General features: G+C 45.0%; 8 protein-coding genes and 2 tRNA genes. 3 read left to right on the forward strand and 7 right to left on the reverse strand.

The window, feature by feature from the left end; genetic code table 11:
- Position 1: 1 nt before the first annotated feature.
- The 7 genes from BGK61_RS07845 to BGK61_RS07875 all read right to left on the reverse strand — a co-directional run bounded on the left by BGK61_RS07845 (position 2) and on the right by BGK61_RS07875 (position 6,452).
- Positions 2-859 (reverse strand): RnfABCDGE type electron transport complex subunit G, encoded by an 858-nt coding sequence (locus BGK61_RS07845; protein ID WP_076012326.1) that lies wholly within the window; start codon positions 857-859, stop codon positions 2-4.
- Positions 856-1,944 carry an electron transport complex subunit RsxD gene (gene rsxD, locus BGK61_RS07850; protein ID WP_014997763.1) on the reverse strand — a complete coding sequence of 363 codons (1,089 nt, stop codon included), beginning with the start codon at positions 1,942-1,944 and terminating at the stop codon, positions 856-858. The genes BGK61_RS07845 and rsxD overlap by 4 nt, the downstream gene beginning before the upstream one ends.
- Positions 1,944-4,910 carry an electron transport complex subunit RsxC gene (rsxC, locus tag BGK61_RS07855; RefSeq protein ID WP_076026044.1) on the reverse strand — a complete coding sequence of 989 codons (2,967 nt, stop codon included), beginning with the start codon at positions 4,908-4,910 and terminating at the stop codon, positions 1,944-1,946. The genes rsxD and rsxC overlap by 1 nt, the downstream gene beginning before the upstream one ends.
- A gap of 5 nt (positions 4,911-4,915) precedes the next feature.
- Positions 4,916-5,497, reverse strand: a complete 582-nt coding sequence (gene rsxB, locus BGK61_RS07860) for an electron transport complex subunit RsxB (protein ID WP_076012264.1) — start codon at positions 5,495-5,497, stop codon at positions 4,916-4,918.
- Complete coding sequence (gene rsxA / locus BGK61_RS07865; protein ID WP_014997766.1) at positions 5,497-6,078, reverse strand: electron transport complex subunit RsxA; 582 nt, start codon at positions 6,076-6,078, stop codon at positions 5,497-5,499. The genes rsxB and rsxA overlap by 1 nt, the downstream gene beginning before the upstream one ends.
- A gap of 194 nt (positions 6,079-6,272) precedes the next feature.
- A tRNA-Asn gene (locus BGK61_RS07870) sits at positions 6,273-6,349 on the reverse strand.
- A 26-nt stretch (positions 6,350-6,375) separates the two neighbouring features.
- A tRNA-Asn gene (locus BGK61_RS07875) sits at positions 6,376-6,452 on the reverse strand.
- A 999-nt stretch (positions 6,453-7,451) separates the two neighbouring features.
- Here BGK61_RS07875 and BGK61_RS07880 point away from each other — a divergent pair.
- The 3 genes from BGK61_RS07880 (at position 7,452) to BGK61_RS07890 (ending at position 12,151) form a co-directional block, all read left to right on the forward strand.
- Positions 7,452-8,834: an MATE family efflux transporter gene (locus BGK61_RS07880; RefSeq protein WP_076012265.1), complete on the forward strand. Its 1,383-nt coding sequence runs from the start codon at positions 7,452-7,454 to the stop codon at positions 8,832-8,834.
- A gap of 101 nt (positions 8,835-8,935) precedes the next feature.
- On the forward strand, positions 8,936-10,951 hold the full coding sequence (uvrB, locus tag BGK61_RS07885) for an excinuclease ABC subunit UvrB (RefSeq protein WP_014997768.1): 2,016 nt from the start codon (positions 8,936-8,938) through the stop codon (positions 10,949-10,951).
- Positions 10,952-11,224: 273 nt separating this feature from the next.
- On the forward strand, positions 11,225-12,151 hold the full coding sequence (locus tag BGK61_RS07890; RefSeq protein ID WP_014997769.1) for a LysR family transcriptional regulator: 927 nt from the start codon (positions 11,225-11,227) through the stop codon (positions 12,149-12,151).
- Positions 12,152-12,180: the final 29 nt, after the last annotated feature.

The following is a 12,180-nucleotide window of genomic DNA, read 5'->3' on the forward strand; positions in this document are numbered from 1 at the left end:
GTTATAGCTCCTCTACACTATGAGGTTGAGCTTCATTCACGTTAACGGCATCAATCGTTTCAACGGAATCTGTATTTGCGCAGGTGTTAGGTGCGTCGAAAAGCACAGACTGGTTGGCATGTGAGTAAAGTAAAGCATCACGTACTGCACCTACTACCGCTCTCGGCGTAATGGTAGCCCCTGTGAACTGGTCGAATTCGCCGCCGTCTTTTTTGACCTGCCAAGGTGCCAAATTATCAGGTGAAAAAGACTTTCCGCTAAATGTGGTTATCCAGTTACTAACGGCAAGTTCTATTTTATCGCCAAGCCCTGGCGTTTCTTTGTGTTCAATAACGCGCACGCCAAGCACTTTCATATTGATTGTCTTAGTGTGGGGTTCGCTCTCGTCGTGATGAGTCGCATTAGTAGGCGCTGGCGTGTCCGAGAGTGCCAACGCGGTAACATTAACGTTTTCACTTTCACTGTTGAGCGAATCAGTGTTCACGTCTTGTGATGAACCGGTACTAACAGGTCCGCTGACTTCTACACCCACTACAATATCAATATCTCCACTGTAACCATTTGGAGCAGTGGCCTCTAACACTAAAGCGCTAGGTTTGCCGTTGAGCGTAGCTCGATAAATTTTGTGGGCCTTTTTGTTGCCAAGTTCGGGAGCATTTACTTCTGTGCAGTTGGCGTAAAGCGCATTGTCGTGAAATTCGCTAGGCACTACTTCATTGAGCACGCTTAGCAGTTTTTTCTGCTTTTGTTGCTCAATTTTGTCTTCGGTACCAAAAAAGGTTAGCGCTATTAATGCTGTAGTAACAACGGCGAACGCACCTAACATGAAGCCATTTTTGGCCAGACTTTCTTTCATCATTGCTGCTTACCTCGGCCTTTGCCTACATGTTTCCCGTATACGCGAGGGCGGGTGTAATAATCAATCAAAGGCACCGCCATGTTCATAATAATAACTGCAAACGCCACAGCATCAGGGTAACCACCAAAGGTACGGATTATTACCACCCAAAAACCAATCGCTGCACCGAATATAATGCGGCCTTTTGGCGTTGTTGACGCTGAAACCGGATCGGTGGCGATGAAGAATGCGCCTACCATTACTGCACCATTAAACAAATGAAATAGCGGTGAAGCATAGTAATCGGCGTTAACTAAATGAAGCAGTGATGCACAAACAAACACACTTAGCAGCATGCCGCCAGGGATATGCCAGCTTATAATGCGGGCTTTCCATAGATAAAGGCCGCCAAGTAGATAAGCGAGACTTACCATTCCCCACCCTGCACCCGCAGCTTCGAATACTCCGCCATCGAAGATTGGCTTCGCTAATGACTCTGAGTATGTTACGCCTTGGGTTAGGTCGGTTTTCAATGTGTCTAACGGTGTCGCCATGGTTACACCATCGGCGATGGTTTTAAGCTGAGTGACATCGTATCCGCTTGTGGTAAAGCCAGTAAATATAAGCGATACCGAGTCGAAGAAACTTGGTGTGATGCCCGCATGAGTGGCGGGTGGTAGCCACAAGCTCATAGCCGCAGGGAATGAAATAAGCAGAACCACGTATGCAATCATAGCGGGGTTGAAAATATTAAATCCAAGCCCGCCGTACACCTGTTTGGCCACAGCGATGGCGAAGAAAACACCCGTAACCGTCATCCACCAAGGTAGGGTAGGAGGAATACTAATGGCTATGAGTAACCCGGTTAATACCGCACTGTAATCAGTCAGCGTACGTTCAATAGGTCGTTTTCTCAGAAAGAGAATCACGCCTTCAATAACGAGGGCGCTCACTACTGCGATGACCGCTTGAATTAGCACTCCCCAACCAAAAAAGAAGGATTGTGCAATCATGCCGGGGATCATGGCGTAAATCACCATACGCATGACTTGGCCGGTATCGCGTCTTACCCTTTGGTGTGGTGAACTCGATAAACTTAACTTCATTATGATTCTTTCTCTTGTTCAGCGGCCGCCTTCTTTGCTTTAGCTTTCGCAATGGCTGCTGCTATACGCGCTTTCTTCTCATCTTGCTCAGTGGGCTGAGAATTCCCTTGCGTCTTAGTTTTTATGTCTTCTTTTAAAGGTGAGACGCTTTGCTCTTGTGATGTATTACTTTCTACTTCAGCAGAGGCTGGTGAACTTGTTGAAATTTCTTTTCTTTCTTGTGCGAGCTTTTTCGCTTTAGCTTTAGCCACAGCCGCGGCAATGCGAGCCTTTTTCTCGTCAACTTCATTGGTTGAAGAAGCAGTTTTTGTTTTCTCGCTAGGTGTATTAGAGGCATCTGGCGTTTCAGACGTGGTCAGTGACTGTGGATCTTGCTCTTTTTCGTAAGAATCAGTTTGCTCGCTTGCTTGGTTTGCTTCCTGCTTAGCTGCTTTTTTGGCTTTAGCTTTCGCCACGGCTGCAGCAATGCGGGCTTTCTTCTCTTCTGCTTCGCTGGTGTTGGAAACAGTGGCTTTAGCGTAATCGTCTCTTTCACCGCTGTCTGGAACAGAGGTACTCTGATCATTGGCTTTTAGAGGCGAGCTAACGTCTTGCGTCACGTCATCGCCATGAGTTGCTGAACTAAGTGTTGGTGCTTTTTGCGAGGCAGCCTTTTTAGCTTTCGCTTTTGCTACCGCAGCCGCAATTCGTGCTTGTTTCTCATCGGGCTGGTTTTTAGGCTGATTGCTTGATTGCGCGTGAACCTGGGGAGGCGTAGCCTGCTTTGAAACCGGCTTATCAGTTTGCCCATTTACACCATTCTTAGCCGCTTTCTGAGCTTTTGCTACGGCTGCTGCAATTCTCGCCTTCTTCTGTTCTTCAACTGAGAGGTCGATATTGTCTTCGCTATTGGAAGGTTCAGTATTTTCTTCGTTGTGCTTATCCGCTTGTTCTTCTGACGACGATTCCACAGACTGGCCAGCTTGCGCAGCTTTTTTGGCTTTTGCTCTGGCGATGGCGGCGGCGACTTTTGCCTTTTTGTCATCCTCTGGTGACGATACTTGATTACTTGGCTGTTCAGTGACTGAGGGCTCGTCAGCGCTTTCACCTTGTGTTTCATTTTGGGCTTGTGCAGCTTTTTTCGCTTTAGCTCTGGCGATTGCCGCTGCCACCTTTGCCTTTTTATCATCTTCTGACGATGACGCCTGTTCAACTTGATTGTCCGCGCGTTCAAGTTGAGATTCATTCTGAGCTTGTGCGGCTTTTTTCGCCTTTGCTCTGGCAACAGCAGCAGCGACCTGTGCTTTTTTATCGTCTACTGCAATGCCTGATTCATCGGTATTTGGTGTAGTACTCTCACCCTTCCCGTTGGCCTGCATCGCTGCTTTCTTTGCTTTCGCGCGTGCAAGCGCTGCCGCAACCTTATCTTTCGCTTCGGTTGCGCTGGCATCAACAGCGCCACTAGCGCTATCAGCAGTTACAGTACTTTGCTCTTTGGCTTTATTCGCCGCTAAGCGGGCTTCTTTCGCTTTTCTATGTTTTTCTTCGCGCTCACGTTTCTCACGCTCCAAGCGTTCTTTTCGTGCTTCAAAACGCTGCTTAGCCTTTTCTGCCTTGTTCTTTTCGTCGCGCTGAACGCGTATCTCAGATTTAGCCTGGCGATAATAATGCACAAGCGGGATCTCACTGGGGCAAACATAAGCACATGCGCCGCACTCAATACAGTCGAAAAGGTCATATTCCTCGGCCTTGTCGTACTCTTTCGCTTTTGCATGCCAAAACATTTGTTGGGGGAGCAACGATACAGGGCATGCGTCGGCACAAGCACTACAGCGAATACAAGGGCGCTCAGCGTTGTCGTCTACTAGCTCTTTTTTCGCTGGTACCAGCAAACAGTTCGTGGTTTTTACTACAGGTATAGTCGCGTCGGATAAGGTAAAGCCCATCATAGGGCCGCCCATAATCACTTTAGGTGCTTTCTGTTTTTTCGGGTTGTAGTTTGCTTCATCCAATAGATGAGAAACGGGCGTACCCAACAACGCTCTAAAATTGCTTGGTGATTCAACAGCTTCACCAGTTACGGTAACAACCCGTTCAATCAGCGGCTTGCCGTGTAAAATAGCATCTGCAATGGCATAGCAGGTGCCCACGTTAAACATCATCACGCCTACGTCGGCAGGCAAACCGTTTCTTGGCACCTCTCGGCCAGTCAATACTTGAATTAATTGTTTTTCACCGCCGGCAGGATATTTAGTTTCAACGCTAACAACGCGGTAGTCCTTCTTATCCTGACACGCAATGTTGAGTGCCTCAAACGCCTCGGGTTTGTTGTCTTCAACCGCAACGACAATTGCCTTGGGTCCGATAAGGTGAGTGAGGATGTCCAAACCTTGACGTATTTGCCACGCGTGCTCGCGCATCAGCCTATCATCAGAGGTAATATAAGGCTCGCACTCAATTCCATTTAAAATAAGAAACTCAACAGGCTTAGAGGTTGAGGTTTTAATATGAGTAGGGAAGCCTGCGCCGCCCATTCCTGAAATACCAGCTTGGCAGATAGCCTCAATTAGCTTGTTTTTATCTACTTCACTGTAATTAGCAATTGGAGATAAGTCGCACCATGTATCTTTTCCATCAGGACGTATCGAAATACACATCTCTGTTAAGCCGCTGGGGTGAGCCACCACATGCGGTGCTATAGCAACGATCTCGCCAGAAGTTGGCGCGTGTACTGGCACTGAAAAAGGCGAAGAGCTTTGCGAAAGAATTTGCCCTTTTAATACGGTATCGCCAACTTCTACACAGCAGATACCGTCTGAACCGATATGCTGTCTTAGTGGAACTACTAATAACTCAGGTAACGACGGCTTTTTTATTACCGATGTATTAGACAGAGATTTCTTATCTTCGGGATGTACACCACCTGGAAATGAGTACATTTTTCCCGCTTCAAGGGTTTCTATAATTGAATCAAAACTTGGATACATCACAATTAAGACACCATTTTGATGGGGATATCACCTTTAGGCGATGATTCAAAATCCCACTTCCATGTAGAAGTTGTTTGAGCGATAGGCACCATGTCGATACAGTCGACAGGGCAGGGGTCTACACAAAGATCACACCCCGTGCACTCGTCAGTAATGACTGTATGCATATGTTTTGCTGCACCTAAAATGGCGTCGACAGGGCAGGCCTGAATACATTTGGTACAGCCGATACACTCATCTTCGCGTATGAAGGCAACTTTTTTAACGTCTTCTTCGCCGTGTGCAGCATCAAGGGGCTTAGGTTCAACCCCCATCAAATCTGCAAGTTTCTTGATAGTTGCCTCGCCGCCGGGAGGGCACTTATTTATGTCATCACCCTCTGCGATAGCTTCCGCGTAGGGCTTACAACCGGGATACCCACACTGACCACATTGGGTTTGTGGTAAAACAGCATCAATCTGCTCAACAAGAGGGTCGCCCTCTACTTTGAAGCGAATACTGGCATAGCCCAAAACCAGACCAAATATAAGCGCAAGGGCGCCAATGGCAATAACGGCGAATATAATTGCAGAAGATATCGTCATTACACGTTCACCAATCCACTAAAGCCCATAAACGCAAGGGACATGAGACCAGCAGTAATCATAGCGATTGAAGCACCTTTAAAAGATACAGGCACATCAGCAGCAGCTAAACGCTCACGCATGGCTGCAAACAAAACAAGAACGAGAGAGAAACCTACCGCGGCACCAAAACCATATATAAGGCTCTGCATGAAATTATGCTGTTCTGTGAGGTTTAAAAGTGCTACCCCAAGTACTGCGCAGTTGGTCGTGATAAGAGGGAGGAATATACCTAACAATCTATATAATGTGGGACTTGTTTTGTGTACCACCATTTCCGTGAACTGAACAACTACCGCTATTACGAGAATAAAAGCAAGCGTTCTAAGGTAACCAATGCCTAGTGGAGCAAGTAAATAGGTTTCCACTAAGTAGCTTGATGCAGAGGCAAGGGTGAGTACAAATGTGGTTGCCATAGACATACCCATGGCGGTTTCCAGTTTGCCAGACACACCCATAAACGGGCATAAGCCGAGAAACTTAACCAACACAAAGTTGTTAACCAATACTGTACCAATCAATAGCAGTAAAAATTCAGTCATGAATAACGCAATTCCTTCGAGGAATCTTGACGGACAATGCCCGCGATTTAAAAAGAAAAACAGATTAGGTCTATTATCCCTTTTTAGAACGGGTTTAACAACTTGATTGAATTAGGGTTATTTAATGTCTAAACGCGCTGTTTTAGGAATTAAAATAGAGTGATGTGAGTGAGGCGATTCGAGAGCCAACTAAGTGGCTCCCCCTCCCCGACTCGAACGGGGGACCTGCGGATTAACAGTCCGTCGCTCTAACCAACTGAGCTAAGGGGGAATCGACACCTAAGTTGTCGCTGAAGTTGGCTCCCCCTCCCCGACTCGAACGGGGGACCTGCGGATTAACAGTCCGTCGCTCTAACCAACTGAGCTAAGGGGGACCTGTGCTTCAACGGAGGCGAATATTAAAGACGTACTTAGGAACTGTCAACAATATAAATGAAATATTTGTGCTGACTGCGCAAAAAATAGCTTTTTACGGCTTTTGTGCTCATTTTGTCGTCAATGTAGTGAAAGTGGTGGTTAATATCTACACATTATCGTCCGTTAGCTTATAAATAAAAGGTAGTTTTTATAATTCAGGCATTAACGGATTCTCTTTATTCATATATCTCTTTAAAGTTAGTTGGTATAACTAATTAGAATAAAAAAGCGCTTCCATACTGGTATTATGTACAGGCTTTAATAAATCTGTAACCTGTACCTGAGGATTAAAAGGTTAGTCACCACTTACGTGCTGAGAAATTAATCGAGCACGAAATCCCGCCGAATATGGTCTGGCGTTAGTTATCCACTAAATCTGTGGATAACTATGTTGATAGCTTAGATTCGCTCTGACTATTTACAAGATCACATGTGTATTGATCTAAGTAAGTTGCAGTGAAATATATGGGATAATCTTTTCAATACAGTATGTTAGATGGATTTTTATGATCTTTAATCCCGATCGAAATAGATCAGTTGAACAAAAAGTAGCTTGTGTGTTAATTCAACGAATTTCTAAATGCTATTCAATGAAATCCATCTTATTTCTCAAGGTCTTACAATTTGTTAACATTTTAGTCTGACTTTTATACGTCTTATTAGGGCAGTTAAACATGCCTCAGGCGCTTAACCGCAATATTAAAAGTGAAACAGGATAGAAATTAAACTGTCACAAACTTATACATACTGGTTTTGAATTGTTCTTTATTAAAAACTAAGGTTTTTGTCGCGTTGCGAGCGAATTGTTTCAACGCGCTTATTTTTGGCAAAAACATAGCTTTACTTACAGCCCTCTTATGCTTTGTTTTGTTTGTCGATTCCGCGTAGCTAATTAAAGTTCACTCTTTTACACTAACGCGCAATTAAAAAGGGGATTTAAGTTTGCCGGAGCTCAAGTGATTAAAAGTAACGCTAAACAACGTACTTCCGACTTATTGGAAGGAGATATAGGTACTACGTTAAAGCGTATGACCATTCCGATGATATTAGGAATGGTAATGATGATGAGTTTTGGACTTATCGATACCTTTTTTGTGAGCTTATTGGGCACCGACCCTTTAGCCGCTATTAGTTTTACCTTTCCCGTTACTTTTACAGTAATAAGCCTGAACATAGGTTTAGGTATTGGAACTTCTGCAATAATAGGAAAGTTGCAGGGCAGTAAAGAAATAACCAAGTCCCAACATTATGCGACGGGTTCGATAATGCTGTCCGTTTTGTTAGTAGGGACATTAGCCATAATTGGCTTGTTTACCATTGAGCCTGTGTTCAAGTTGCTTAACGCAACGGAAAACCTAATGCCGTATATCTCTGACTATATGGGATTATGGTACTTGTCGAGTATTTTCCTTGCCATGCCAATGGTGGGCAATAGTGTGCTGCGTGCCTGTGGCGATACCCGAACACCAAGTATAGTAATGGCTGCGGGAGGCGGATTAAACGCGTTACTTGACCCTATTTTCATTTTCGGTCTTGGTCCTGTTCCGGCGATGGGAATAAAAGGTGCAGCACTTGCTACCTTTATAGCGTGGATTGTTGGCGCATTTTGGATACTTTACATTTTGGCTGTGCGCCGAAAACTAATGCTGCCTCGACTACTTACGCTTTCTGAACTACGTGATAGCAGTCGTGAAATTCTAAAAATAGGGCTGCCTGCGGCGGGGGCAAATATGCTTACCCCTGTTGCAGGTGGTGTAATGACGGCTGTTGTTGCAGGTTACGGTGCTGAGGCGGTTGCAGCGTGGGGAGTAGGTAATAGAATGGAATCTATTGCGAGTATCGTTGTTCTTGCACTGTCCATGACTCTGCCACCGTTTATCAGTCAGAACGTGGGGGCAGGCCAAGTCAATCGAGTAAAAAGGGCGTATTCGCTTACTCTGAAATTTGTTCTTATTTGGCAGTTCGTTATTTTTCTTGTTATGTGGGCACTTTCTAGCTGGATAGCTGTTGCCTTTGCCAACGAAGCCGAGGTTAGTGTACTTATACAGCTGTTTTTGATGATCGTTCCGTTAGGCTATGGCATGCAAGGCATTATCATTCTGACTAATTCGTCGTTAAATGCCATGCATCGACCAATGACTGCATTAATATTAAGTGTCATCCGCTTATTTGTTTTTTTCGTACCTATCAGCGTTGCGGGCAGTTTTCTCTTTGACCTAAAAGGGCTGTTTGTGGGGACGGTCATTGCCAACTTTGCCATGGCGTGCGTTTCGTTTTTTGTTTTCAAGCGCGCGGTCACTCAGTTTGAAACAGACACGGTAAGTTCTCAGCCTAGTTAAAGTAAGGGTATGTATCTCCTAAGCGTTGTGCAAGATATCCCTTTGTTAAGTAAGTCCGCAAATAAGTCGGCAAGCAGTAATCTAAAGAAAAGGTTAAGTTAATGAGTAGAGGGTTTGAGCTTCATTCTAAATACAAGCCAGCAGGCGACCAGCCAAAGGCAATAGAAGCCTTGGTGGATGGACTGGAAAGTGGCTTGGCCGGCCAAACACTGCTGGGTGTTACTGGGTCGGGTAAAACCTTTACTATGGCCAACGTCATCGCAGAAGTGCAGAGACCAACGCTTATTCTCGCACACAACAAAACATTAGCGGCTCAGCTTTACGGGGAAATGAAAGAGTTCTTCCCCAATAATGCCGTAGAGTACTTCGTTTCATATTACGATTACTACCAGCCAGAAGCCTACGTTCCAAGTACAGATACCTTTATTGAAAAAGACGCGTCAATCAATGATCACATTGAGCAAATGCGACTGTCCGCCACCAAAGCGTTAATGGAACGCAGAGACGTAGTCATTGTAGCGAGTGTGTCGGCTATATACGGTTTGGGCGACCCTGAATCCTACATGAAAATGCTGTTGCACCTTCGTCAAGGCGACACCATGGACCAACGTGACATTTTACGTCGCCTTGCAGAACTTCAGTACAAGCGTAACGATTTAGCGTTTGAAAGGGGTACGTTCCGTGTACGTGGCGATGTTATAGATATTTTCCCTGCGGACTCTGAAAAGCAAGCCGTAAGGGTCGAGCTGTTTGACGATGAGATAGATAAAATTAGTCTGTTCGACCCGCTAACCGGGGCTGTCGATAAGTCGGTTATTCGAGCAACGGTTTTTCCTAAAACGCACTATGTAACCCCTCGAGAGAAAATCCTCAATGCTATTGAGCATATCAAGGAAGAACTTGGCGAGCGCAAAAAGCAGCTTCAGGAGGCGAATAAGCTGATTGAAGAGCAGCGTATTTCGCAGCGCACTCAGTTCGATATCGAAATGATGATGGAGCTTGGCTATTGCTCGGGGATCGAAAACTACTCTCGCTATCTTTCAGGCAGAGCACCGGGCGAACCACCTCCAACCTTATTGGATTATTTTCCTGCAGACGGCTTGATGTTTATCGATGAGTCTCACGTAACAGTCTCTCAAGTAGGAGCTATGTATCGCGGGGATCGCTCAAGAAAAGAGACTTTAGTGGAATTTGGTTTCAGGCTGCCGTCGGCGTTGGACAATCGTCCGCTTAAGTTTGAAGAGTTTGAACAGATTTGCCCCCAAACCATCTATGTTTCTGCGACACCAGGCGATTATGAATTAAAGAAAACTGACGGTGAGATAGTAGAGCAGGTGGTGCGTCCAACAGGCCTGCTAGATCCTGTTATTGAAGTGCGCCCAGTAGCGACTCAGGTAGATGATGTCCTGTCTGAAATTCAAAAGCGGGTAGAACTAGACGAACGTGTGCTTATTACTACCTTAACCAAGCGTATGGCTGAAGATTTAAGCGAGTATTTAAATGAGCACGGCGTTAAAGTTCGTTATCTGCATTCGGATATCGATACGGTAGAGCGAATTGAAATAATCCGAGACTTGCGACTGGGTAAATTCGATGTGTTGGTAGGTATTAACCTTTTACGTGAAGGTTTAGACATGCCAGAAGTGTCGCTGGTGGCGATTTTAGATGCCGATAAAGAAGGCTTTTTGCGCGCCGAGCGTTCGTTAATCCAGACTATTGGTAGAGCCGCACGTCACGTGAATGGTAAAGCTATCTTGTACGCTGACAGTATTACCAAGTCGATGAAAAAAGCGATGGACGAGACTGAACGCCGTCGTGAAAAGCAAATGGCGCACAACGAGGCAAACGGTATTACGCCGATGCGACTTAATAAGCCTATCACTGATATTATGGACTTAGGTGAAAGTGCGCATCCTGCCTCAGGTAAAGTCAGATTGCGTAAAGTGGAAGAGAAGAAGAAGCAACAGAAAGCAGCAAGTGCAACTGAGTTGATGGATCAAATTACCGAGCTTGAAAAGCAAATGTTTGAATTCGCTCGTGAGCTTGAATTTGAAAAAGCGGCGTCGTTACGAGACGATATTGAAGCGCTTCGAAAGCAAGTTGTTACGCTTTCTTAATAGTGGCGAGATCTCATACTATCTAAAGCTGTATATGGGCGCTTTCCGTATAAAACCGGATAACCCATTGCAGCTTCATGCCCATTGTTTTCAGTGGATCCCTTTACCCTCCCGTCAAAATTAGTCATTAACAATGAGAATTCGGTAGCACAAAACGCAAATTTTTAATAAGAAATGAGATGAAAAGCCACAAAATGTCGTTGTAATAGGGCAATTAGTTGCATATAGTTCTAAGTTGAGTATCGATAACTATACCTATAAACAGGTGCTAATATGCTTAATCGTCTTCAGGAGTCAGATATAAAGCTACTGCGTGTGTTTTACGCTGTGGCTAGCTGCAACGGATTTACTGCGGCAGAACCCGTGTTGCGCATGCAACGACCTAATATCAGTGCAGCTATTAAAAAACTGGAAGAACGTTTAGATTTGGTGTTGTGTCATCGCGGCCGTGGTGGCTTCCAGATGACGAAAGAGGGTGAAGTCGTTTTCCAAGAAACCAAACGCATCTTCAATGCCTTCGATAACTTTGTTTTCAATCTTAAATCTCTGCATGATGACTACTCAGGCCATATCACTTTGGTATTGATGGCTGGCCTTCCGCTTTCTATGCATTTAGCCGTGAGTAAAGCGGTTAAAAGCACGATGAAGAAGTTTGACGACATTCACGTAAATATCCAAACCCGTCTATACAACGAAGTAGAGCATGTTGCTCTATCTGGTGAGTGCCACCTCGTTGTATCAACCTATGACATGGTTAAACCGGAATCAGTAACCTTTCATCCTGTTGGCATTAAAACTGAAGGTCGGCTTTACTGTGCACCGACACACCCTTTAGCAAAGTATCGCGATACTGAATTACCAGAAGGGGTAAAAATAGGGGACTATCCTGCAATTGGTATTTCTGGCTTATCGTCGGCTAACTATATCGAAGATGAAACCAGGTTATCTATTCAGACTTTCTCAGACTCATTCGATGCAGCGATGTCTGCGATAATGACAGGTGAGTATGTGGGTCTGTTACCGGATTATATGGCGAAAGAGCAGGGCGCCGCACTGGGGCTCGTACCTATTGCAAAAGGGAGCTTATTTAAATTCAGTCACGAACTGTTTGTAATGAACGGTAAAAATACGCGATTAAACCCTGTGTTACGCCATTGTATCAAAGAATTGAGCTACTTCATTTCCGAGAGTCAAAAGTAGTTACAACAAGCACCTGAGATTACACCTCT

The sequence above is a fragment of the Alteromonas abrolhosensis genome (genome assembly GCF_001953635.1).
GTDB lineage: Bacteria > Pseudomonadota > Gammaproteobacteria > Enterobacterales > Alteromonadaceae > Alteromonas > Alteromonas abrolhosensis.

Bases quoted from the DNA above. Each gene is read 5' to 3' on its own strand.
- BGK61_RS07845 (WP_076012326.1), bottom strand. From the start codon at position 859: ATGATGAAAGAAAGTCTGGCCAAAAATGGCTTCATGTTAGGTGCGTTC.
- rsxD (WP_014997763.1), bottom strand. From the start codon at position 1,944: ATGAAGTTAAGTTTATCGAGTTCACCACACCAAAGGGTAAGACGCGAT.
- rsxC (WP_076026044.1), bottom strand. From the start codon at position 4,910: ATGTATCCAAGTTTTGATTCAATTATAGAAACCCTTGAAGCGGGAAAA.
- rsxB (WP_076012264.1), bottom strand. From the start codon at position 5,497: ATGACGATATCTTCTGCAATTATATTCGCCGTTATTGCCATTGGCGCC.
- rsxA (WP_014997766.1), bottom strand. From the start codon at position 6,078: ATGACTGAATTTTTACTGCTATTGATTGGTACAGTATTGGTTAACAAC.
- uvrB (WP_014997768.1), top strand. From the start codon at position 8,936: ATGAGTAGAGGGTTTGAGCTTCATTCTAAATACAAGCCAGCAGGCGAC.
- BGK61_RS07890 (WP_014997769.1), top strand. From the start codon at position 11,225: ATGCTTAATCGTCTTCAGGAGTCAGATATAAAGCTACTGCGTGTGTTT.